The following is a 22,555-nucleotide window of genomic DNA, read 5'->3' as shown; positions in this document are numbered from 1 at the left end:
AGCGCGGAAACAAGGCGAGCGGAGCACTTTGCTCTTTCGATTCTCCATTCCCGATTCCCGAATCCCGGCCTTCACTGCACCGTCCAGCCGCCGTCCACCACCAGCGTCTGTCCGGTCATGTTGCGGGCCGCGGGCGAGCACAGGAACGCGGTGATGCCGGCCAGTTCGTCCATTTCGATGAACACGCCCTTGGGCATCGGCTTGAGCATGATCTGGCTGACCACCTCCGCTTCCGGAAGGCCGCGGGTGCGCGCCTGGTCGGCGATCTGCTTGTCCACCAGCGGGGTCTTCACGTAGCTGGGGCAGACCGTGTTGATGGTGATGTCGGTGTCGGCGGTCTCCAGCGCGATGACCTTGGAGAAACCCACCAATCCGTGCTTGGCGGCGACGTAGGCGCTCTTGTACGGGCTGGCGACCAGCGCGTGGATGCTGCCGATGTTGACGATGCGGCCGAATCCGCGCTGGCGCATCCCAGGGAGGACCGCGCGGGTCAGTCGCGCCACGCCCACCAGCATCACCTGGATCAGGAAATCCCATTTGCCCAGCGGGAACTCCTCCAGCGGCGAGACATGCTGCAGCCCGGCGTTGTTGACCAGCACGTCCACGGGGCGGGAGATCGCGGCCAGCGCGGCGGCGACGCTGTCGTCGGAGGTCACATCCAGCGCGACCGCCTCGGCGGAACCGCCGCTGGCGCGGATGCCGGCGGCGACCGCTTCGGCCGCGCCCGCATCCAGATCGCTGATGACGAGGTGATGGCCGGCCTCGGCCAGACGGATGGCGACGCCGGCGCCGATGCCGCTGGCCGCGCCGGTGACGAGGATCGAAAGGGTCTGCATGGGGGCCTCCTGGGAAGTGCTAGGTTAGCAGCCGCCGCCTGCGGCCTCGTGGTACCAAAGTACGATGACGGCATCCGCCGCCGCGTTTAGCTTGGTGGCCTCACCCGGACCCTTGGATCCCTCCGATGGCGCGAATCGCATTGGCCGCGGCCCTGACGGTGGCGCTGGCCGCCTGCGGCAGCTCCCCGACCCGAACCATGAACCCTGACCTCGTGATCGAACCTCAGCGCGTCACCGAACATCGCGGCAGCGACGATTTGCTGACCGCGGGGCTGGGCCTGGCCGGATTGCAGGCGATGACCCCGCCGGGCTTCGCCGATGCCGCCCATCCGACCTCGGCGGAGCTGCGTCGGCGCGCGTTGTGGAACAACTGGCGCGGCATCGCCGATCTGTCCGCCACCGGCGGCTATGGCGATATCTACGGCAGCACCGCGGCGGTGCCGGGGCGCGAGTACAGCGCGCTGGCGAAACTGCCGGGTGCGAAGCAGCCGCACCGCGTGCTGGTGCAGGTGCCCGATGGTTTCGATCTGAAGCGGCGCTGCGTGGTGGTCACGGCTTCGTCCGGCTCGCGGGGCGTCTACGGCGCCATCGCGGTGGCTGGTGCCTGGGGCCTGCCCAAGGGCTGCGCGGTCGCCTACACCGACAAAGGTGCCGGCACCGACTACTTCGACCTGGACACGCGGACCGGCATGCGCGAAGACGGCACCGCGGGTCCGCTCGGCGAAACGCAGGCGTTCGCGCCTGGCGCACCCGCGGGCGCGACCGGCGTGGCGGTCAAGCACGCGCATTCGCAGGACAATCCGGAGGCGGACTGGGGCCGGCACGTGAAACAGGCTGCCGGCTTCGCCCTGGCGGCCCTGGATCGCGCTTTCCCGCAGGCGGCGCCGTTCCGCTTCGACAATACCCGCGTGATCGCGGTGGGCATCTCCAACGGCGGCGGCGCGGTGCTGCGTGCGGCGGAACTGGAGGGCGACTGGCTGGATGCGGTGGTGGCCGGCGAACCCAACATCCACGCCGAAGGAAGCGGCGCGCGCTCGCTGTACGACTACACCACCGAGGCGGCGCTGCTGATGCCGTGCGCGCTGCTCGCGTTGCCGGCCGACAGCCTGCCGCAGCCACCGCTGCGCGCGCAGGCCGAACCGCTTTGGCAGGCGCGCTGCGCCTCGCTGAAGGCGGCCGGCCTGATCGAGGGTGCCGATGTGGCGGCGCAGGCGCGTTCGGCGCACGCGAAGATGCGCGAAGGCGGCTGGACCGATCAGGCGCTGACCGCCGGCGCGCTGAGCGTCGGTTTCGACCTCTGGCGCGCGATCGCGGTCACCTACGCGTCGGCCTACGGCCGTTACGGCGTCGGTGCGCATCCTTGTGGCTATTCGTTCGCCGCCCTGAATCCGGATTTCAGCGCACGCGCGGCGGCTCCGGCGGAACGCGCGGCATGGTGGGCCGATGGCAGCGGCATTCCGCCGGGCGCCGGCGTCGGCATCGTCGACACCCGCCTGGCCGCGCCCGATTTCACCTTGCCCGGCTTGCAATGCCTGCGCGTGCTCAACGACGGCCAGGACGAGGCGGCGCGGCGCGTGCAGCGCGGCATCGCCGAACTGCGCGCGGCGCCGCCGCGCGCGGGCCTGCCGGTGATCGTGGTGCACGGCACCGACGATGGCCTGGTGCCGCCGGCCTTCAGCAGCGCGCCGTACGTGGCGCAGGCGAGGGCGGCCGGCCGCGAGGTCGCGTATTGGCAGGTGCGCAATGCGCAGCATTTCGATGGTTTTCTCGCGTTGCCTGCATATGCCGCGCGTTACGCGCCGCTGCTGCCGCACGTGTATGCCGCGCTGGATCGGGTATCGGCGCAACTGGACGGACAGGCGGCGCGGGCGGCCGACCAGGTCATCGAGGCCCGGGGCCGCGGTGCGGGCAAGCTGGAAGCCGGCCAACTGGCGTTGCCGCGCTGAGCGTCGCCATCCGCGTCCGGGCCTGAATCCGGACGCGCCGGAACGCGTCAGGGCATGGCGGGAACACCGCGCTCCCGGCGGGTTGGGCTAACCTGTGCGCCGGTCTTCGCCAGGTGCGTCCGTGTCCCGACATTTTTCGATGCTTCGCGATTTCCAGTTGGCCGATTGGTTCACGCTGGGCAATGCCTTCTGCGGCACTGGCGCGATCTTCTCCGCCATGCGCTTCCTGCAGGACGGGGTGATCCGCGATCTGATGATCGGCATGGCCCTGATTCCCCTGGCTTTCATCTTCGATGCGCTGGACGGTCGGGTGGCGCGCTGGCGCAAACAATCCTCGGTGCTCGGGCGCGAACTGGACTCGCTCGCCGACGTGATCTCCTTCGGTGTGGCGCCGGCCGCGCTCGCCTATGCCTGTGGCATGCAGGGTGGCTGGGACTGGCTGGTGCTCTCCTATTTCGTCGCCTGCGGGGTCAGCCGGCTGGCGCGCTACAACGTCACCGCCGAGACGCTGGCGGACGGCGGCGACAAGGTGAGGTACTTCGAGGGCACGCCCATCCCGACCAGCCTGGTGCTGGTGGTGGTGTTGGCGGTGGCCGCCTATCTGGGTCACATCGGCGACGCCCTGTGGCTGGGCGGTTTGCGCATCGGCCCGTGGCTGCTGCATCCGCTGGTGTTGCTGTACGCCCTGTCGGGCACGCTGATGATCAGCAAGACCCTGCACATCCCCAAACCCTGATCGGCCGCGGTGATCCGCGCCCGTCACCCATGCGTCCCGGCGCGCGGCTAGAATCGGGACGACAGGAGGATTTATGGCCGAGCATGTACCACCGGGCGCGGGCGACTTCGAAGCGATGGCCCGCCAGTTCTGGAATCTGTGGGGCGACGCCCTGCGGCAGGCATCCGGCGCGACTGCCGCGCCGACGCCTGCCTGGCCGCAGGCGCTGGATTGGTGGAGCCGGCTGATGCCCGGCGGCGGCGGCGTGGGGCCGGCGGCGGACGTTCTGCAGCGCTTCCGCCAGCAGAGCGGCGACTGGTATGGCCTGATGCAGCAGGTAGCCGCGCGTTTCGCCGGCCAGGACGCCGCCGCCGGCGACGTCGCCACCGCCTGGAAGCAGGCGCTGGGCGTGGAAGCCGGACGTGGTCCGTGGATGGATTTCTTCCGCGGCCTGCAGGGCGGCGGCGGCGGTGGTTTCGAGCATTGGTACCGGCAGGTGGCGCCGTACATGGACAATCTGCGTCGCGAGAACGAGCGCTGGCTGCATCTGCCCGCGTTCGGTCCGGCGCGCGAACATCAGGAACGCTGGCAGGCGCTGGCGCAGGCCCAGCAGGATTACCAGCAGGCCCTGGGCGAGTACGAGCGGGTGATGCTGAAGGTCGCGGTGCAGGCGTTCGAGCGGTTCGAATCGCTGCTCGAGGCGCGGGCCGAGCCTGGACAGCAGGTCACCAGCGCGCGCGCGCTGTTCGATCTGTGGATCGATGCCGCCGAGCAGGCCTATGCGGAAGTGGCGCTGTCGCCGGAATTCCGCCATGTCTATGGTCACCTCACCAACACCCAGATGCGGTTGCGCCAGGGCGTGCAGAAGGAAATCGAACAGATCTGCGTGGCGCTCGGCATGCCGGGCCGTACCGAGGTGGATTCGGCGCATCGCAAGATCGCCGAACTGGAGCGGCAATTGCGCCGGATGACCCGCAGCCGCGACACGCTGGACCCGGGCGATGCGGCCAGGAGCGGGACCCGCCAGGCGTCTTCGCGCAACCGGGCCGGCAACGGCGAGGCGGTCACGCGCCGGGAAGCGCCCACAGGCCGCGGCGTCCGGCCGGCCAAACCGCGCGGCGGCGCGAAACCGTCCGGCGAACCCTCACCAACTACCGCCAAGGCCGCAAAAACCGTAAAAGCCGCGAAGGCGACGCGGAGCACCTCGCGCGCGAAGCCTGAAAAGACCGCCAAGGCCGCGCCGGTCGCGCGTTCCACGCGCATGGCGACGGGCGAGGGCGATGTGGTTTCGATGAAGGACTGGGTCGCGCGCTACGCCGGTGACGCACCCGCCGGCGCGGGCCGCGGCAAGGGCAAGCAGGGAGGACGCAAGTGAACGGTCCGCTCGATATCAGCGTGGATGAACTCGCCCAGGAAACCCTGCGGGCGCAACAGAAACTCGCGGCCGGGCTGAAGACCCTGCCGGAAGTCGAGAATGTCGACTATGGCGCCACGCCGCGCCAGGAAGTCTGGCGTGACGGCCGGGTGGTGCTGTACCGGTTCATCGGCGAGAAGGCGCCGACCGCCCGGGTGCCGCTGCTGATCGTCTACGCGCTGGTCAACCGTCCCTACATGGTCGACCTCCAGGACGATCGCTCGCTGGTGAAAGGCCTGCTTGCGCAGGGCGAGGACGTCTACGTGCTCGACTGGGGCTATCCGGACCGTTCGGATCGCTTCCTGACCCTGGGCGACTACATCAACCGCTTCATCGACGGCGCGGTCGAGCATCTGTGCCGGCAGCATGGTCAGGACGCGATCAACGTGCTCGGCATCTGCCAGGGCGGCGCGTTTTCCCTGTGTTACTCGGCATTGCATCCCGAGCGGGTGCGCAACCTCATCACCATGGTCACGCCGGTGGACTTCCACACGCCGGACAACATGCTCTCGCACTGGACCCGCGAGATGGACGTGGATCTGTTCGTCGACGCCATCGGCAACGTGCCGGCCGACATGATGAACGCCTGCTACCTGATGCTGAAGCCGTTCCGGCTGAACCTGCAGAAGTACGTCGGCCTGGTCGACATCCTGGATGACAGGAAAGGCATCGAGGATTTCCTGCGCATGGAGAAATGGATCTTCGATTCGCCGGATCTTGCCGGCGAGGCCTTCCGCCAGTTCATCAAGCAGTTCTACCAGGGCAACGGCTTCGTCAACGGCGGCATCGACATCGACGGCGACGAGGTGCACCTGGGCGATGTCGACATGCCGGTGCTGAACATCTACGCCGAGCAGGATCACCTGGTGCCGCCGAATGCCTCGCGCGCCCTGCGGGATCTGGTCGGCACCGAGGATTACACCGAGCTGAGCTTCAAGGGCGGGCACATCGGCATCTATGTCTCCAGCCGTGCCCAGCGCGAGGTGCCGAGCGCCATCCACCAATGGCTTGCGCAGCGCCAGTGAGGAGAGCGGGCAGGGGCGCCTGCGCCCGATGCGACAATCGGCAGGCGGTTGTGCCCGGTTAACCCTCCGACCCTTAGGCTGCGCGGCTCGATTGAACCGCAGGATCCGCAAGATGCTCAAAGGAATATTTTTTGCACTGGTGTGCGGCGTCGGAACGCTGGCGACGGCCGCGTCGGCGGCACCGTCCGAGCAGGCCAGGCGCGAGATCACGCAGTTGATGGATGGCCTGTCCAACTCCAGGTGCGAGTTCCAGCGCAATGGCAAGTGGTACGGGCGCGCGGATGCGCGTGCGCATCTGCAGCGCAAGTACGACTACCTGCTCAAACGTGATCTCGTCGATACGGCCGAACAGTTCATCGAGCGCGCGGCCAGCAAGAGCAGCCTGAGCGGGCGCGCCTATCGGGTGCGTTGTCCGGACCAGTCCGAACAGGATGCCGGTGCGTGGTTCATGGCCAGGTTGAAGGCGTTGCGTGGTTCAGGCGCGCCGCCGCGCTGAGCGCTAGACTTGCCGGGACGACCGTGGGGGAGCCGATCACCATGAACACCGCGTCCAAGTCGCTGTCCCGTTCCCTGAACGATCGCATGATCGCCGGCGTCATGGGCGGCATCGCGCATCGATTCGGCTGGAACGCCACGCTGCTGCGTGCGGTCTTCGTGATCGTGTCGATCGCCTCGGCGGCGTTTCCCGGCATCCTGGTCTACCTGATCCTCTGGCTGCTGATTCCCAACGAGGCGGATTGAACGCCCTTCCGCGCCGGCATCCGCTCTGGTGGCGGCCCGTTCTGGGCGCGCTGGGCATTCTCTGGACCCTGCCGAACACGCTGGTTGGCCTGCTGGCCGGTGGACTGGGGCTGGCATTCGGCGCGCGCGTGCGCTGGAGCCGGCGCGACTGCGCGCTGGTGTTCCACCACTGGCCGTGGGGACCGGGCGGCGCCATCACTTTCGGAAACACCATCCTGCACACCGGCGACAGCCTCGATTCGGCCTGCATCACCTACGAACAACGCGCCGGCTACTGCGAGCATCCGCCCATCCGGTTGGGCGACCATGAGCGCGCGCATGTCTTCCAGTACATGGTGCTCGGACCGCTCTTCCTGCCGGCTTACCTGCTGTGCGGCGGCGTCAGTGTCCGCAATCCGTTCGAACGCGCCGCGGACAGCTACGCGCTGACCGGACGCGGCTGGTGGCCGGGCAGGGCGACGATGTGGCGTCCGCCCGCCGTATCGAAGAATACCCATCGCGCCGACCCGGGGCGGCATCCGGATCCGCGCTGATCCGGTCTGCGTGGCCTGGATGCGAGGTTCACGTCATCCACTGTCCTGAAACGCCGATTCAATCCCCGCGGGTTCGTCCATTGGCCTTCTTCGCGGCCTTCATCGTCTTCTTCGGAGCCTTGCGGGCAGTCTTGCGCGTGCTCTTGCGCGCAGTCTTCCTTGCGGATTTGCGTGCGGTTTTCTTCGCCGCCTTTTTTGCCGCCTTCACGGCGGGTTTGCGGGAAGCCTTGCGCGGGGCCTTCGTCGTCGTTTTCTTGGTGGCCTTGCGGGTAGTCTTCTTCGTCGCCTTGCGCGGGGGCTTTTCAGCCGCCTTCTTAGCGGTCTTCCGCACGGTCTTGCGGGCGCTCTTTTTCGCTCCCTTCTTCGCAGCACCGGCGCGCTTGCGCCCGTCGCCTTCCTGCTTGTTCACGGTGGCCCAGGCGATACGCTCGGCATCCTTTTCCGAGCGGCCCTGCTCGCGCTCGCTTTCCTCGATGTGTCCGGCCTTGCGTTTCTGCCGATCGGTGTAGGCGCTCTTTTCTCCGCGTGGCATCGGAATGCTCCCGGGCGGGAGTTTCGAACCTACGCGGCACGATGTCTGCGCGGCATGAAACCGGATCAGCGGCGGGACAGACGTTCGAAGGAGAACAGCGGGGCCAGCGGATGGCGGCGACGCTCGATACGGGCGAGCAGCAATTCGGCGCCGATCCGGCTGTAGGTGATGCCATTGCCGCCATAGGCCATGGCGAAATGCACGCGACCGCCGTATTGCGGATGCGGTCCGAAGAACGGAAGCCCGTCCGCGGTCTCGGCGAACGTGCCGGCCCATGCGAATGCGGGTGCGCACTGGAGATGCGGCAGCAGCTTGCCGAGTTTGCGGCCTATCGCGTGCGCTTTCTTCATGACCCGCGCATCCCGCCGGGCCGGGATGTCGACGCGATCGTCCTCGCCGCCGGCAATGATCCGGTGATCCGGTGTCGCCCGCAGATACAGATAGGGCCGGGCGGTTTCCCACAACATCGTGTGGCGAAGGAACCCCAGTGACTCCGGTGCGATCGGGTCGCTCACGAACGCATAGCTGCTGTGATTGCGCGCCACCCGTTGGCGAAGCCATTGCTGACCCGCGTAGCCGGTGGCGAGGACGGCGTGGCGGGCACGTACCTGGAAGCCATCGGCGGTCCGCAACCGCACCGACCGGGCCTGCGGCTGGATCGCGACGATGCACGTCCGGTCATGGACATCGGCGCCGCGCGCGCGCAGGCGCTGGAGCAGGCGATGGGTCATCCGGTACGGGTCCATGCGGGCGGCCTGGTGGCTCAGCAGGCCGCCCGGACGGGTCAGTCCGAAGCGTCCGGCCAGTTCCTCCGCGTCCAGGTACTCGACGTCCAGGCCCAGCCGGCGACGCGCCGCGGCTTCCCGCATCAATCCGGCCCGCTCACGCCATCGTGTCGCCAGATACAGGCTGTCGGTCCAGGCGAAACCGACATCGCGGATTTCCCCGGCCGTTTCGCGCAACCGCTCCAGCGCTTCGGCGCAGGCGCGGTACGCCAGTGCCGCGTTCTGCGCTCCCAGCCGCTTGGCGAGATCAAGCAGATGGGCGTCGATTTCGTATTGGAGCAGCGCGGTGCTGGCGGCGGTGCTGCCCCAGCCGATGTCGCGCTGTTCGATGACCGCCACTTCGTGGCCGGCCGCCTGCAGGTGAGCCGCGATCAGCGCGCCGGTGATGCCGCCGCCGATGACGGCGATCTCGCAATCCAGATCCGCTTCCAGCGCGGGGAAGGGACGCATCAGACCATTCTTGATGGCCCAGTACGGGTAGCCGCTCTTCAGATCCATGGCGAAGGCGGCACCGGTGTCACCGGAACGGGCGTGACGTTATCCGCGGGGCAACGCACCCTGCAGGAACAGGTCGACGTTGGCCACCGCCTGTTCGCGCAGCGACGCCGGATCCAGCTTGTCCAGATAACCGCTGGCGACCCGGATGATCAGGTTCCCGAACATCATCATGTAGAACTGGGTGGCGGCGGCCTCGGCCGAATTCAGCTTCAGGTGGCCGGCGTCCATTTCCTGCTGGAAGAAACGGGTCAGGATGCCGCGGGTTTCGGCGACGGCGTGTTCGAAGAACCAGTCGCGCAGGGCGGGAAAGGACTCGCCTTCGCCGATCACGATGCGGTAGACCACCCGTGATTCCGCCTTGACCATCGAATCGGCGATGCGGATGGCCACTTCGCGCAGGGCCTGCTCTGGCGGCAGGTCCGAGAAGTTCATGTCGTTCAGGATGCCGACGTGGTTCTCCAGGCGCCGTTCCAGGATGGCGTAGGCCAGCCCTTCCTTGTCGCCGAAGATCCGGTACAGGGTGGCCAGCGACCCGCCTGCCCGGGCCACGATTTCACTGAGCTTGGCGTGCTGGTAGCCTTTCTCGGCGAAGACCTCGGTGGCGGCGTCCAGGAAACGCTCGGCCCGCATTTCGCCCCGTTTGCACAGTTCGACGTTGCGGCGGGTGCGCAGGAATGCGCTGGAATTCACGGTACGGGGAGATGCGGTGCCACGAAAATCGGTCGAGTTGCTCACTGGCGGTACCGGAGGTTGGCTGGGCGTCCCGAAGAAGGGCTGATTGAACTGGGTCTCACCTCGATGCGCTCCCTTTTTGTCAACTGCCATTTGGCATGAATGACGCGCATCCGCTTTCGCTCGTATTGTGACTATTCAGGTATAGCACACCTTTGGCACTTTCCCAACACCCATTTTCGACCGGTCCAAATCCGGGGCGAAAAAAAGGAGGCCCGACGTTCGTCGGGCCTCCTGGATCTGGTGCCGAAGGTGGGACTCGAACCCACACGCTTTTAAGGGCGGCGGATTTTGAGTCCGCTGCGTCTACCATTCCGCCACTTCGGCAAGGGGAGGGAGTATAGCCGAGCTCCCGTGGCCCCGACAGCCCGTCAGACCACGCGATCGGTACCCAGCAGGCGCTCGCCCCGGCGCTGCCAGCCTTCCTGGCCGGCAACATCGCTCTCGGGGGTATAGATGCCGCAGCGGACCATGGTGCGCTGGTAGACGTGCAGGGACACGGCGATGGCGTCGTCGCTGGGGTTGCGGATGGTGTGGTACTCGTGGGGCGGAATCAGGCTTCCCGCCGAGCCGGTGCCGGCCTCGATGGTGCCGGCGGCGACGAACCGGTAGCGCTCGGTATCGTGCTCGGCCAGCTCGTACTGGGTGATTTCCAGGCGGCCGCGCCAGACGCCTTCCACGCACCACATGCCGGAGTGGTCATGGATCTTGGTGCCCTGGCCGGGACCCCAGGTCATGGCGATGACGCTGTAGCCGTACTCGGGACTGGTATACAGCTCGCGGCGCGCGTAGTGATCGGCGATGGGATCCAGCACGCAGCTGGGCAGCGCGACCGATTCGTCGCGGATCAGTTCGCACAGCGACTTGCGCAGCGCGTCGGTGATGGCGCGATCGTCACCCAGTGCCACGGCTGCGTCGAGCGAGGCGATCAGCTTGTCGTGGCCGGGAAAGTCGAGGGACATGGAAAGGCACCCGCAAAATAGTGGTGCCGCCATTCTAGTTCGGGCGGGTTCCGGTCGCGAGGGTATGGCGACGGGGCCGCCCTGGCTTACAGGCTGTCCAGGAAGCCCGCCACCGCCGGACCGAACCGGGCGAAATCCACCAGGAATGCGTCGTGGCCCTGCGGGGACTCCAGCGGCAGGAATTCGGCCTGCGTACCGCCCAGCGCCAGGCCCTGGGCGATCTGCTCCTGCTGCTGGAGCGGGAACAGGATGTCGGTGACGGCGCCGATCGCCAGCGCCCGCTCCACCCGGATCCGGGCCAGCCCCCGCATCACGTCGCCGCCGGCGTACTCGGCCAGATCGAACCAGTCCATCGAGCGGCTCAGATAGAGATAGCAATTGGGGTCGAAGCGGCGCACGAACCGCCGGGCATGGCCTTCCAGATAGCTTTCCACCTGGAACTCGAGCCCGAACGGCTCCTCGTCCGGCCGGTCCGATTCCAGCCGGACCCGGCCGAAGCGGCCATCCCATTCCAGCGCCGAGCGATAGGTGATCACCCCCAGCTTGCGCGCCATGCGCATGCCGGACTCGGGGTAGCGATCGTCGTCGTAGTGGCCCTGGTTCCAGGCCGGATCCAGGCGGATCGCCTCGCGCTGCAGGGAACGGATGGCGATGGAGAAAGGCAGCGCCTGGGCGCTGCCGGAAATGTTGATGTGGGTGCGTGTGGCGCCCGGGTGCAGCAGCAGATAGGCCAGCGCGGTCATGCCGCCCATGGAGTTGCCGATGACGCAGGCCAGTTGTCCGATGCCCAGCGCCTGCACGACGGCGTGGGCGGCGCGGGCACCGTCCTCGATCGACAACTCGGGAAAATCCAGTCGATAGCGTTCACCGTTGGCCGGGTTGATCGAGGCCGGACCGGTCGAACCCTTGCAACTCCCCAGCGAATTCACGCAGATGACGAACCAGCGATCGGTGTCGATCGGCTTGCCCGGTCCCAGCATCGCTTCCCACCAGCCGTCCTCGTCGTTGCCTTCGTTCCGTGCGGCGTGCGCATCCGGGGACAGGCCGGTGACGATCAGGATGGCGTTGTCGCCGGCGGCGTCGAGCGTGCCCCAGGTTTCATAGGCGATGCGCGCGCCAAGCAGCGCGCCGCCGCGTTTCATCGGGAAGGGCGAGGGCAGCGCGTGGAAGCGCGTACCGGGCGGGATGAATTCGGTCATCCCGCAAGTTTAGCCTGCGGTCGCCGGCGCGGGCCGGCGCCGCTCATTCCACCACGCGCTGGATGCGCAGCGAATAGGACTGAGTCGAGCCCACCTCGGCCGGCACCATGACCGCCTCCAGATCACCGGTCTTGGCCATCACGTCACCGGCGCGGGAGACCCGCGCGCCCAGTTCGACCTTGGGAACCTGCGACAGCTTGAGGGTGGGCATGGGACTGTCGCCGTCGCCCAGTTCCAGGGTGATCGGGAAGGACGACGCCGGTACGCGCCTGGCGGCCACCGGCATCGGCGGTCCACCGGCCTGGCGGGCGAACACGAACAGCGTCTCGCCACCGGTCAACCGCGCATTGAGTTCCGGCGCGATGTCCACGCTGACCTTCAGCAGGCTCTTCCCGTTGGCCGCGGCGGGCGCGGCGACGGGTTCGGGCAGGGGTTCCATGCCGGCTTCGGCGCGGGCCTGGTTGATCTGGGTACGCAGTGTGGTGGCGGTACCACCGTCGACCTGCGCCAGCAGCGGTTCCCAGGTGCGCGCGGCCTCGGCCGGCTGGCCCTGCTGGCGCTGCGACACGCCGAGGAACCAGCGTGCGCGCTGGTGCTGGGGTTCGATGGCGAGCGCGCGCTGCAACAGCGCCACGGCCTGGGCATCGAGCTGCTTGTCAGGCGCCGCGTACAGTCGGGCCTGTGCGCTTTCCACCAGCAGGTTGGCATCGTCCGGGGCGAGCTTCAGCGCCGTCTCGAACGCGGTGCGCGCGTCGGTGTAGCGCTCCAGGCTCAGGTAGGAACGTCCGAGCAGGCGCCAGCCTTCCGGTTCATTGGGATTGCGCTTGAGTTCGGCTTCCAGTTGCTTGACCGCCTCGTCCAGGCTGGCCGGTGCCGCCGCGGCCGGCATCGCCGCCGGCATCTCGATGGCGGCCGGCGTGCCGAGCAGGCGATACAGGGCCAGCGTGCCGATGCCCAGAGTCGCCACCGCGCCGATGAACAGGCGGCGCGAGGAATGCCACAGGGGCCACAGCACGCCCACCAGCACGAGCAGGGTCAACAACGCCGCGATGGCGGAAAAGACGGTCATCACCACTCCTGATTGTCGTCGGCTTCGGCGACGTCGCGGCCGGCGCTCCGGCGACGGACGATGCGCAGGACGATCACGCCGCCGGCCAGCACCAGCACGGCCGGGCCGAACCACAGCAGCCAGGTGCCCGGTGAGACTTCCGGCTTGTACAGCACGAACTCGCCGTAGCGATCCACCAGGAACCGCTTGATCTCCGGGTCCGATTTGCCCTGGCGCATCAGATCCAGCACCTCGCGGCGCAGGTCGTGGGCGATCTGCGCATTGGAATCGGCCAGCGACTGGTTCTGGCACATCACGCAGCGCAGCTCGGCGGTCAGCCGATGGAAGCGTGCTTCCTCGGCGTTGTCGCGGAACTGCAGCGGGGTCGGGTCACTGGCCTGCGCGAACGCGGGACCGGCGCCGCCGAGCAGCAGCGCCAGCATCAGTACGCGCAGGTGGCGGGACAGGGTGCTCATCGCTGCGCTTCCGCCTTTTCAAGCGCGGGGAGCAGTTCGTTGGCGATGATCTCGTCGGTCACCGCGCCCACGTGTTTCCAGCGCACGATGCCCTTGCCGTCGACCAGGAAGGTTTCCGGCGCGCCGTAGATGCCCCAGTCGATCGCCGCGCGGCCATCCTCGTCGGCGATCACCAGCATGTAGGGATTGCCGAACTGTTCCAGCCAGCGCAGGGCTTCGCCGCGCTCATCCTTGAGGTTGTAGCCGATGAAGCGCACGCGCTTGGTCAGCGCGAACTTGGTCAGCACCGGATGCTCGACCCGGCATTCCGGGCACCAGCTGCCCCACACGTTCATCACGTAGGGCGCGCCGGCCAGATCGGCATTGTCGATGCGGGTGGCCGGATCATGCAGCAGTGGCAGATCGAAGGCGGGCGCGGGCTTGCCGATCAGCGGCGAGGGCAGCGCTTCCCGATTCGCGCGGCCGGATTGCTTGACGCCGTAGGCCAGCAAGCCCATCAGGCCGACGAAGAACAGGCCGATGATGACCGCGGCGAACACCAGCGCGCCGCGCGACTTGTTCTGGCCGGGGTTGTCGGAAGGGGTATTCATGCCGGTCGGGCCTCGGGTTTGGGCGCTTCGGGTTTGCGGCGGAAACGCCGATCGGTGGCGGTGACGAACGCGCCCAGCGCCATCAGCAGGGCACCCAGCCAGATCCAGCGCACGAAGGGCTTGATGTGCACGCGCACCGCCCACGCGCCGTCGCCCAGATGCTCACCCAGGGCCACGTAGACATCGCCGAACAGGCTGGGCCGGATGCCGGCCTCGGTCATCACCTGGCCGCCGCTGGCGTAGGCGCGCTTCTCGGGATTCAGGCGCACCAGCGGCTTGTCGCCACGCAGCACCTGCACATGTCCCAGGTCGGACAGGTAGTTGGGGCCGCGGGTTTCCTCCACGCCCTCGAAGCGGAAGCCGTAGCCGCCCAATTCGACAGTCTGGCCCGGCTTCATCGCCAGTTCGCGCTGCACGTTCTGCGCTTCCACCAGCAGGGCGCCGATCAGGAACACGGCGATGCCGAAGTGCGCCAGCACCATGCCCAGCATTTCCGGGGTGAATTTGCCGTTGGCGCGCAGCCGGGTCCAAACGAACCGCAGCGTGCCCAGCGCCACCCACGCGCCGGCGGCGACACCGGCCGCGGTCTTCAGCGGTCCCTGCGGCGCCATGAAGTAGGCGATGCCGCCCAGCACCAGCGCCGCCACCAGCCATGGCATCAGCATCGCCAACGGCCTGCGCGGCTGATCCTTCTGCCATTTGGTCAACGGGCCGAACGGCAGCAGCATCACCAGCGGCGTCATCAGCACCACGAACAGCAGGCCGAAGTAGGGCGGACCCACCGAGATCTTGCCCAGTTCCAGCGCATCGGCCAGCAACGGGTACAGGGTGCCGAGCAGGACCATGCCGCAGGCCGCGGCCAGCAGCACGTTGTTGGCCAGCAGCAGGGTTTCGCGCGAACTGGCGACGAAGGCGCCGCCGGCGATGCGCGGCGCGCGCAGCACGTACAGCACCAGCGAACCGCCGACGACCGCGCCGAGGAAGATCAGGATGAACAGGCCACGCGAAGGATCCGCGGCGAACGCATGCACGCTGGTCAGCACGCCCGAGCGGACCAGGAAGGTGCCCAGCAGCGACAGCGAGAAGGTGGCGATCGCCAGCAGCAGGGTCCAGCCACCGAAGCTGCCGCGCTTCTCGGTGACCGCCTGCGAATGCAGCAGTGCCGCGCCGGCCAGCCACGGCATGAAGCTGGCGTTCTCGACCGGATCCCAGAACCACCAGCCGCCCCAGCCCAGTTCGTAATAGGCCCACCAGCTGCCCAGCGCGATGCCCAGGGTGAGGAACGCCCAGGCCACGTTGGTCCAGGGACGGGTCCAGCGCAGCCAGCGCGCATCGATGTGGCCGTCCAGCAGCGCGGCGATGGCGAACGCGAACGGCACCACGAAGCCGACGTAGCCGGTGTACAGCATCGGCGGATGGATGATCAGGCCCGGATCCTGCAGCAGCGGGTTCAGGTCGCGCCCTTCCAGTGGCGACGGCAACAGCCGCGCGAACGGATTGGAGGTGAAGATCAGGAAGGCCAGGAAGCCGACGCTGACCACGCCCATCACGCCCAGCACCCGTGCGACCACGGTTTCCGGCAGGTGGCGGGAGAATTCGGCGACCGCGGCGGTCCAGATGCCCAGCACCAGCACCCACAGCAGCAGCGAGCCTTCGTGCGCGCCCCATACCGCGGAATAGCGGTACATCATCGGCAGCAGCGAATTGGAGTTCTCGGCCACGTACTTGACCGAGAAATCCTGGGTGACGAAGGCCACGGTGAGGACGACGAAAGCCGCCAGCAGCAGGAACAGCTGGCCATAGGCGGCCGGACGCGCCACCGCCATCCAGGCCGCTTTGCCGCGATGGGCACCGGCCAGCGGCAGGATCGCCTGCAGCAGGGACACCAGCAGTGCCAGGATCAGGGTGACTTGACCGAGTTCAGGCAGCATGGCTCAGCGGTGTCCGGAAAAAGTGGAGGAGATGACCGCAGCCACGGCTGCAATGCGGGAACGGAAACGCACGCGCGGATGTGCGGCGTGGTGAGACAGGCGTTGGCTCAATTCGCCGACCCCGCCGCGGGAGCGGCCGGCACGTCGTGCTTCTGGTGCGCCTTGCCCATCTTGTCGGCCACTTCCTTGGGCATGTAGGTCTCGTCGTGCTTGGCCAGCACGTCCTCGGCCACGAACACGCCGTCCTTCATCGAGCCGGTCGCCACCACCGCCTGTCCTTCGCGGAACAGGTCCGGGAGGATGCGGTCGTAGACCACCGGCAACTGGGCGTCGCCGTCGGTGACCCGGAAGTGCGCCTCCAGAGATCCGGTTTCGCGCCGGAACGAGCCCTTCTCGACCATGCCGCCGAGGCGGAAGCGCGCGTGTTCGCCGGCTTCGCCGCGCAGCACTTCGGCCGGCGTGTACAGGTAGGCGACGTTGCGCTGCAGGGCCATCGCGATCAGCGAGGCGGCGATGCCGGCGGCGAGGACCAGCAGCAGCACCCAGATCAGGCGGCGGCGACGGACGGGATTCATCGGTTCAACTCCATCGGCGAGGACGCGGCGGCGCGGGTTTCGCGCGCGGCGCGCAGGCGCGCTGCGCGCAGTTCGCGGCGGATCTGCATGCGCGGGGCGATGAAGTCCCACAGCAGCACGACGACGAACACGGCGTAAGCGCCGACGACATAGGACAGGTAGTTCATGGTTTGGTTCCGGCCAGTCGGGCGACCCAGTCCTTGCCCGACTCGCGGCGGAGGTTGTCCGCGCGGGCCCGGGCCAGCAGCGAGCCGGCGAACCAGAATTTGGTGGCCGCCACCATCAGCCACAAAGGCAGCAGCATGCTCGGATCCATCCGCGAACCGCCCATCAGACTGATGGTCTGGCCCTGGTGCAGCGAATTCCACCACACCACCGAGTAACGGATGATCGGAAGCAGCGCCACGCCGACGATCGACAACAGGCCGGCGGCGCGCGCGGCGGCGCGGCGATCGTCGATGGCGTTGTACAGGCCCATCACGCCCAGATACAGGAACAGCAGGATCAGTTCGGTGGTCAGGCGCGGATCCCAGTCCCACCACGTGCCCCACATCGGCTTGCCCCAGATGGAGCCGGTTGCCAGGGTGATGATGGTGAAACCGGCGCCGATCGGCGCGCAGGCCATGGCGAGGATCTCGCACAGCTTGATCCGCCAGATCAGCGCGATGGCGGCGTAGAACGCCATCAGGCCGAACACGAACAGGCTCATCCAGGCCGAGGGCACGTGGATGTAGAGGATGCGGAAGCTGTCGCTCTGCTGGTAGTCGGCGGGCACCACGAACAGCGCCTGCCACAGGCCGAAGCCGAACAGCACGATCGCCGCCAGATAGCACCAGGGCGTCCAGCGGGCGGCGAAGCGATCGAAATAGGGCGGCGAACCGAGTTGGTGGAACCAGCGGACGAGGGGATTCATGGAAGGTGTTTCATCGCTCGCGGTCGATGGAGCGCGCCACCCTGGCCCGCTCCGCAGCTCTGTTCTGTGAAATCACCCCATTTTCCCAGACTTGGGGCCGCCGCGCCAACCGCGCGGGGCCCCGTCTGTCTTGACCCCGGTCAAGGCTTGAGGGTCAAAGTGCCCTTCATCAGCGCCGAATGGCCGGGGAAGCTGCAGAAAAACGAGAACGGCCCGGTCCCGGCCAGCTTTGCGACCGGAATCTGGACGGAGGTGGTTTCACCGCCGCCAACCACCTTGCTGTGGGCGATGACGCGGGCGTCGCCGGCCTTGATGTAGTCGGCGGCCAGCCCGGCCTTGATGCCGTCGGCGTCGATGCCGGCGATGTCGGCGGTCTTGGCGACCACCACGTTGTGGCCCATGACGTTCCTGGCCAGCTTGCCGGTGTGCTTGAGGTTGATGGTGAAGGTCTTGCAGCTCTTGCTGACGTCGATGTTGGCCAGGTTGTACTTCATCGCGTCGTTGCCTTCCAGGTCCACCGAACAGGTGGCGGCGCGGGCGGCGAGCGGCGAGGCGGACAGGGCGAGCACGGCAAGCAGGGCGAAACGGTTCATGGGGATTCTCCGGGACGTGGGGTTTGGGGGATGGGATTTGAAGGCGGCTGGTCAGGGACCCTGCGCGGCCAGCCAGGCCGACAGGGCGGAGATGGTGTCGTCGTCCAGCCGCTGGCCGACGCCGCCCATCACGAAGTCATTGCTCGAATGATGCAACTGGCCGGTGCGGAAGGCGTTAAGACGTAGTTGCAGGTAGATCGCATTCTGGCCGCGCAGCGCCGGATAGGCGGCCCATGGCGCATGACCGTCGCGGTCCATGTGCGCGGCCAGGGGATGCCCACCGGCGTCGGCGCCGTGGCAGCCCTGGCAGGGGGGCAGTCCCTGGCCGGGTTCGCCTTCCATGAACAGTTGCCGGCCCCGTTCCAGCAGCGCGGCATCCTGCGCCGGCGCTTCTTCCTGCGCGGGCGCGCGCCCGGCCGGCAGGCTGGCGTAGTAGAGGGCCAGATCGCGCATGTCCTGATCGCTCAGGCTGGCGGCCAGCGGGGTCATTGCCGATTCCGGCATCGCGCCGCTCTGGTACTCCACCAGTTCCCAGTAGAGGTAGTCCGCGCGCTGGCCGGCCAGATTGGGGAAGTTCGGCGCGATCGAAATACCGGCCGCGCCATGACAGGCGGCGCATAGTTCCGACTTGGCCTTGCCGGCGGCCGGATCGCCTCGCAGGGGCGTGATCCGGCGCAGGTCGCGATAACCCTGCGGGGAGACCGCCTGCGTGGCGGCGGGACCGGCTTCGGACGTCTGCTCCGGCGCGGGAGCCGCCTCCGCCGATGGGGCGGGATCCTGCATCACGGCTTCATCCGCGCCTGCCAGCGCGGCGGCCAGGGTAAACGTGGCGGCGAACGCAAACATGCCGAAGGTCTTCACAGCGACACCTCCAGGCTCATGCCGATCAGGTTGACCCGATAGTCGCCGGGGCCGCCATCGGTGTAGACGCGATGATCGAACACGCGCGTCTCATCGAATCCCAGGTAATGCCAGTCCGAGAGCCGGCCGCGTTCGTACATGTCGAACACCCGCATGCGGGTACGCGCGTTGAGCGGAAAGCTCAATCCGATCGACAGTGAATTCACCCGGTAGATCATCGGCGGATAGCGGCCGTCGGCCGAGGCCGCCAGCGCCGGATTGGCCAGCGCGCCCGGCGAGGCGAACCGATAGCGGGTGGTGCCGCGCGAATCGGTCCAGTTCCAGGCCACGTCCAGGTTGGCGCGGCCGATGGCCTGGTTCAGATTGATGCCGGCATAGCGGTTGCGCTGGACGTCGTCCAGCCACCACCGGTTGGCCTGCGGATAGGTCGCGCCACCCAGGGCGGGATCCGGAGTGGGCGTGCCGTCGTTGACGTTGGCGATGCCAAGATTCGAATGGTCGTAGCCTAGCCAGGCGCTGGCGGCAGTGGTGGTGGCGGGCTGCCATTCCCACTGCAGGCTGGCACCGCGGGTGTCGTAGTCCTGACGGCCCAGTTCCGCATCGTAGTCGTTGCGTTCACCGCGCAACGATGCGTACAGGGTCATTTCGCGCGGCAGGATGAAGGTCGCCATCAGGTCGAGCTTGTGCTGGGTGCGGCTGGCGAGATCGTATTTGCGCAGCGCGGAAACCGTATGCGCCGGCACGCCGCCGGCGGGCTCGACGAAGCCGGGCAGGTCGGTGGAGAAGGTGAACTCGTAGGGATCGTAGAAATAGCGGCTGCCGCTGCGATCCAGATAGGTGTAGTTGGCGCGCAGGGTCAGCCATTCGCGGGCGCGGTTGTTCCAGGTCAGGCGCACGCTGTCGTCGCGCGTGGTCGCGACCTCGCGGTGGGCACGCTCGATGGCCGTATGGGTATAGGTCGCGCCCAGCGTGTGGCGCGCGTTCGGGCGCCAGTCCAGGCCCATGGAAACCTCCTGGGTTTCCTTGTCCAGCGGCAGATTGCGCACGCGGGTGATGACCGAGGGCGCGAGCAGCGGATCCCATACGCCGGCCTCGCCGGGGACCACGCTGCCCTGCGAACCGTTCTCGGCCACGTAGCCCCACTGCCCGGTCAGCGGGTTGTACGCCTGGTAGGTGCCGTCGTAGTCCTCCCGGTAGTATTTGGCCTGGCCGCGCAGCGTCAGGCGGGTGTTCGGCTGGAACACCGCGCGCACGTCCAGACGCTGGGTGTCGATGCCGAGATCCGCGGTCTTGCGCGACAGCGCGTCCGGCGTGTTCCAGTCGGCGCATTCGAACAGGAAACCCGGCCCGATCGGCAGGCCGAACTGGCCCTGGCAGTTCATCGGCGCCAACAGGCGTTCGTTCTGGCGCATCGTGCCGAGCGAGGTGTTGAAGGTCAGTTCGCCATTCCAGGGCAGCTTGCGGGTGAACACGGCGCGCAGTTGGTGGTAGTCGTTGTCCGGCTCGTAGGCGAACTCGCCGCTGGTGCGTGGCGGCGGCGTCACGCCGGGGACGACCGAGTAAAGGCCGAACGGCACCTGGTAGTCGTAGCTGTTGAAACGGTTGCGGAAGAACGAGCCGCTATAGCTGACGTCCATCCGCCACAGGTTGCCGGTGAAGCGCAGGCCGCCATTGACGTTCACCGTGCTGTCGTCGATGGGACGCGGAATCTCGTAGATGCCGCCGTTGGCCGGGAAGGGATAGTTGAAGAAGAATGGCCCACCGAACGGACGCGCGCCTTCGCGCTGTTCGTGGCTGGCGTTGAAATACGCGGCCCAGCGTGGATTGAGGAAGTAGTTGATGCCCACGCCCTGTTTGTCGCGGACCACGCGCAGGAAGCGTTCCGGCTGCGCGCCGACCACCGCGGCCACCTGCGCCGGCGTGCTGGCGGCCGGCGTGAGGCCGCCGGCCAGGGTGAGGTGCTGGCTGCCGACGCCGTCCCAGATCGAACGTGCGTTGCCGCTGGTCACGTTGGGCTGGCTGCGCACGAACGCCTGCACCCGGAACTTGCCGGCGCGGCCGAACACCGCGCGATAGAACTGGTTGTGCTCGTTGATGCGGCTGGCGCGGAAATCCAGGTAGCTGCCGTCGCTGGCGCGCTGCAGTCGGAAGCGCGCATCCACCATCACGCCATCGTCGAAATCGTTGAAGCGCCGCCATTGGGTCGCGCGCTCGTCGCCGGAGACATGCAGATAGCCCAGCCCGATGCTGCCTTCGTAGGCCCATTCGCCATGCGGTTTCAGCTCGGGCCAGGCGGGCGCGCAGGGGTACAGGAAACCGGTCGGCGTACGCCGGGAGCCGGCGCGCAGCCAGCTCATGCCATCGGCGTCGCAACCGATGCCGCGCATGCCGGTGGTATCCAGCGCGTTGCCGAAATGCAGATCCGTGCCCACGCCGCTGTCCTGCGCCTGGGCCACGCCGGCCAGTGACAACGCCAGGGCCAGCACGGCCAGTCGCGGTCGACGGGACGTGCGGAAGATCGAGACGATCATGCTCCCTCCGCTACTTGTGGAGACGGGGACCGGACGGGTGGTTGGAGCCGTGGATCTGCGCATGGCAGGTCAGGCAGCCGCGTCCCATCAGGCGTTCGTCCGGCGCCGGGCCGTTGCCCAGCGAGGCGCTGGTCAGCAGGTCGTTGGGATGGCGGGTATGCGAGTGGCACTGCTGGCACAGCATCGGTACCGGCGCCACCAGCAGCGCGTGCTGGTTGGAACCATGCGGGGTATGACAGTTCAGGCAGCTTTCGCGCACCGGCGCATGCTCGAACAGGAACGGGCCGCGCTTCTCGGCGTGGCACTGGTAGCAGGTCTCGTTGACGGTGTCGGTCTTGAGCAGCGAAGCGTTGAGGGTGCCGTGCGGGTTGTGGCAGTCCGCGCAGGTCATCTCGCCTTCCGGCAACGGCATGTGCGAGCGGCGGTTGAACTGCTGGCGGACATCCTTGTGGCAGGTCGCACAGGTTTCGCTCACCGACTGACGCGCGGTCAGGCCCTCGGCGGACAGGCGCGCCATCGGGTTGTGGCAATCGCTGCACGACAGGTCGTTGCGCTGGTGCACCGAACCCAGCCAGCTGTCGCGCGGACCGCCGGCATGGCAGCCCAGGCAACTGCCGGTCTGCGCCGACACCGGGGTACCGCCGTCATGGGTGAAGGCGATGATGCTGCCCTTGGCGGTCGGGTTCTGGGCGTGTGCCGAGCCCGGGCCGTGGCACGCCTCGCAGGTCGGGGTATCCGGATTGGCCTGCCGCGCGACCTGCATGCCCAACGCATGCGTGCTGTGGGCGAAGTTGTCCTGCTCCTTGGTGTGGCAGGCGGTGCAGGTGGCTTCGCCGATCGGTCTGGCGGTGGGCTGCAACGGGTTGGCGGGGACGGTCGCGAAGGCGAAGCCGGGGGCGTCGGCGAAGTTGTGGGCGGTGCCGTCCTGGCTGCCGAAATGGGTGCCGGGGAGTTTCGAGGGGTCAAAACCGGTCGGGGCGCTCTGCGCCATCACCGGCGCCAGCCAACTCGCACCGAGCATGGCCGCCGCCGCCAATACAAACATCAGACCCAACAGTGCGCGCCGCATCCTTCTCTCCCTTGCGCCTGGCTGGCCAGAGCTGGCTCGCCGCAGGGCTT

General features: G+C 67.8%; 24 protein-coding genes and 1 tRNA gene. 7 read left to right on the top strand and 18 right to left on the bottom strand.

Features of this window, described 5'->3' with window-relative positions:
* Positions 1 to 71: 71 nt before the first annotated feature.
* On the bottom strand, positions 72 to 836 hold the full coding sequence (locus tag AC3DEZ_RS04450) for a 3-hydroxybutyrate dehydrogenase (protein ID WP_488387156.1): 765 nt from the start codon (positions 834 to 836) through the stop codon (positions 72 to 74).
* A gap of 125 nt (positions 837 to 961) precedes the next feature.
* On the opposite strand from AC3DEZ_RS04450, the gene AC3DEZ_RS04445 reads away from it, so the two are divergent.
* The 7 genes from AC3DEZ_RS04445 to AC3DEZ_RS04415 all read left to right on the top strand — a co-directional run bounded on the left by AC3DEZ_RS04445 (position 962) and on the right by AC3DEZ_RS04415 (position 7,210).
* Entirely contained in the window at positions 962 to 2,782 is a 1,821-nt protein-coding gene (locus AC3DEZ_RS04445; protein WP_488387155.1) for a 3-hydroxybutyrate oligomer hydrolase family protein, read from the top strand.
* Positions 2,783 to 2,921: 139 nt separating this feature from the next.
* Positions 2,922 to 3,518, top strand: coding sequence for a CDP-diacylglycerol--serine O-phosphatidyltransferase (gene pssA, locus AC3DEZ_RS04440; protein ID WP_488387566.1), 597 nt, complete (start codon positions 2,922 to 2,924; stop codon positions 3,516 to 3,518).
* 73 nt (positions 3,519 to 3,591) lie between these two features.
* Positions 3,592 to 4,872 (top strand): class III poly(R)-hydroxyalkanoic acid synthase subunit PhaE, encoded by a 1,281-nt coding sequence (gene phaE, locus AC3DEZ_RS04435; RefSeq protein ID WP_488387154.1) that lies wholly within the window; start codon positions 3,592 to 3,594, stop codon positions 4,870 to 4,872.
* On the top strand, positions 4,869 to 5,936 hold the full coding sequence (locus AC3DEZ_RS04430) for a class III poly(R)-hydroxyalkanoic acid synthase subunit PhaC (protein WP_488387153.1): 1,068 nt from the start codon (positions 4,869 to 4,871) through the stop codon (positions 5,934 to 5,936). The genes phaE and AC3DEZ_RS04430 overlap by 4 nt, the downstream gene beginning before the upstream one ends.
* A gap of 112 nt (positions 5,937 to 6,048) precedes the next feature.
* Complete coding sequence (locus tag AC3DEZ_RS04425; RefSeq protein ID WP_488387152.1) at positions 6,049 to 6,432, top strand: YfeK family protein; 384 nt, start codon at positions 6,049 to 6,051, stop codon at positions 6,430 to 6,432.
* Positions 6,433 to 6,473: 41 nt separating this feature from the next.
* Positions 6,474 to 6,677: a PspC domain-containing protein gene (locus AC3DEZ_RS04420; protein ID WP_447101797.1), complete on the top strand. Its 204-nt coding sequence runs from the start codon at positions 6,474 to 6,476 to the stop codon at positions 6,675 to 6,677.
* Positions 6,674 to 7,210, top strand: coding sequence for a hypothetical protein (locus AC3DEZ_RS04415; protein ID WP_488387151.1), 537 nt, complete (start codon positions 6,674 to 6,676; stop codon positions 7,208 to 7,210). The genes AC3DEZ_RS04420 and AC3DEZ_RS04415 overlap by 4 nt, the downstream gene beginning before the upstream one ends.
* 58 nt (positions 7,211 to 7,268) lie before the next feature.
* Here AC3DEZ_RS04415 and AC3DEZ_RS04410 read toward each other — a convergent pair whose 3' ends face one another.
* From AC3DEZ_RS04410 to AC3DEZ_RS04330, 17 genes are all read right to left on the bottom strand, one after another.
* Positions 7,269 to 7,742: a hypothetical protein gene (locus AC3DEZ_RS04410; protein ID WP_488387150.1), complete on the bottom strand. Its 474-nt coding sequence runs from the start codon at positions 7,740 to 7,742 to the stop codon at positions 7,269 to 7,271.
* A 65-nt stretch (positions 7,743 to 7,807) separates the two neighbouring features.
* A complete protein-coding gene (locus AC3DEZ_RS04405) occupies positions 7,808 to 9,025 on the bottom strand; it encodes an NAD(P)/FAD-dependent oxidoreductase (protein ID WP_488387149.1) in 1,218 nt (405 codons plus the stop codon).
* Positions 9,026 to 9,064: 39 nt separating this feature from the next.
* Positions 9,065 to 9,715 carry a TetR/AcrR family transcriptional regulator gene (locus tag AC3DEZ_RS04400; RefSeq protein WP_488387148.1) on the bottom strand — a complete coding sequence of 217 codons (651 nt, stop codon included), beginning with the start codon at positions 9,713 to 9,715 and terminating at the stop codon, positions 9,065 to 9,067.
* Between the two features lie 283 nt (positions 9,716 to 9,998).
* Positions 9,999 to 10,084 (bottom strand) — tRNA-Leu (locus AC3DEZ_RS04395).
* Positions 10,085 to 10,128: 44 nt separating this feature from the next.
* On the bottom strand, positions 10,129 to 10,719 hold the full coding sequence (locus AC3DEZ_RS04390) for a cysteine dioxygenase family protein (protein ID WP_447101802.1): 591 nt from the start codon (positions 10,717 to 10,719) through the stop codon (positions 10,129 to 10,131).
* Between the two features lie 86 nt (positions 10,720 to 10,805).
* Positions 10,806 to 11,918, bottom strand: a complete 1,113-nt coding sequence (gene metX / locus AC3DEZ_RS04385) for a homoserine O-acetyltransferase MetX (protein WP_488387147.1) — start codon at positions 11,916 to 11,918, stop codon at positions 10,806 to 10,808.
* 43 nt (positions 11,919 to 11,961) lie between these two features.
* On the bottom strand, positions 11,962 to 12,987 hold the full coding sequence (locus tag AC3DEZ_RS04380) for a tetratricopeptide repeat protein (protein ID WP_488387146.1): 1,026 nt from the start codon (positions 12,985 to 12,987) through the stop codon (positions 11,962 to 11,964).
* Complete coding sequence (locus AC3DEZ_RS04375; protein WP_488387145.1) at positions 12,987 to 13,442, bottom strand: cytochrome c-type biogenesis protein; 456 nt, start codon at positions 13,440 to 13,442, stop codon at positions 12,987 to 12,989. The genes AC3DEZ_RS04380 and AC3DEZ_RS04375 overlap by 1 nt, the downstream gene beginning before the upstream one ends.
* Entirely contained in the window at positions 13,439 to 14,032 is a 594-nt protein-coding gene (locus AC3DEZ_RS04370) for a DsbE family thiol:disulfide interchange protein (RefSeq protein ID WP_488387144.1), read from the bottom strand. Before AC3DEZ_RS04370 ends, AC3DEZ_RS04375 begins: the two co-directional genes overlap by 4 nt.
* Positions 14,029 to 15,963 (bottom strand): heme lyase CcmF/NrfE family subunit, encoded by a 1,935-nt coding sequence (locus AC3DEZ_RS04365; RefSeq protein WP_488387143.1) that lies wholly within the window; start codon positions 15,961 to 15,963, stop codon positions 14,029 to 14,031. Before AC3DEZ_RS04365 ends, AC3DEZ_RS04370 begins: the two co-directional genes overlap by 4 nt.
* A gap of 107 nt (positions 15,964 to 16,070) precedes the next feature.
* Positions 16,071 to 16,538: a cytochrome c maturation protein CcmE gene (ccmE, locus tag AC3DEZ_RS04360; RefSeq protein WP_447101808.1), complete on the bottom strand. Its 468-nt coding sequence runs from the start codon at positions 16,536 to 16,538 to the stop codon at positions 16,071 to 16,073.
* Positions 16,535 to 16,705 carry a heme exporter protein CcmD gene (ccmD, locus tag AC3DEZ_RS04355; RefSeq protein WP_488387142.1) on the bottom strand — a complete coding sequence of 57 codons (171 nt, stop codon included), beginning with the start codon at positions 16,703 to 16,705 and terminating at the stop codon, positions 16,535 to 16,537. Before ccmD ends, ccmE begins: the two co-directional genes overlap by 4 nt.
* Complete coding sequence (gene ccmC / locus AC3DEZ_RS04350) at positions 16,702 to 17,451, bottom strand: heme ABC transporter permease CcmC (protein ID WP_488387141.1); 750 nt, start codon at positions 17,449 to 17,451, stop codon at positions 16,702 to 16,704. The genes ccmD and ccmC overlap by 4 nt, the downstream gene beginning before the upstream one ends.
* 140 nt (positions 17,452 to 17,591) lie before the next feature.
* Positions 17,592 to 18,044 carry an azurin gene (gene azu, locus AC3DEZ_RS04345; RefSeq protein ID WP_488387140.1) on the bottom strand — a complete coding sequence of 151 codons (453 nt, stop codon included), beginning with the start codon at positions 18,042 to 18,044 and terminating at the stop codon, positions 17,592 to 17,594.
* 51 nt (positions 18,045 to 18,095) lie between these two features.
* Entirely contained in the window at positions 18,096 to 18,890 is a 795-nt protein-coding gene (locus AC3DEZ_RS04340) for a c-type cytochrome (RefSeq protein ID WP_488387139.1), read from the bottom strand.
* Between the two features lie 11 nt (positions 18,891 to 18,901).
* Positions 18,902 to 21,436, bottom strand: coding sequence for an MtrB/PioB family outer membrane beta-barrel protein (locus tag AC3DEZ_RS04335; RefSeq protein ID WP_488387138.1), 2,535 nt, complete (start codon positions 21,434 to 21,436; stop codon positions 18,902 to 18,904).
* Positions 21,437 to 21,446: 10 nt separating this feature from the next.
* Positions 21,447 to 22,505 (bottom strand): DmsE family decaheme c-type cytochrome, encoded by a 1,059-nt coding sequence (locus tag AC3DEZ_RS04330; protein WP_488387137.1) that lies wholly within the window; start codon positions 22,503 to 22,505, stop codon positions 21,447 to 21,449.
* Between the last annotated feature and the right edge of the window lie 50 nt (positions 22,506 to 22,555).

The organism is Pseudoxanthomonas sp. 134C1, assembly GCF_057773065.1.
This window is presented reverse-complemented; position numbering and strand designations above follow the sequence as displayed.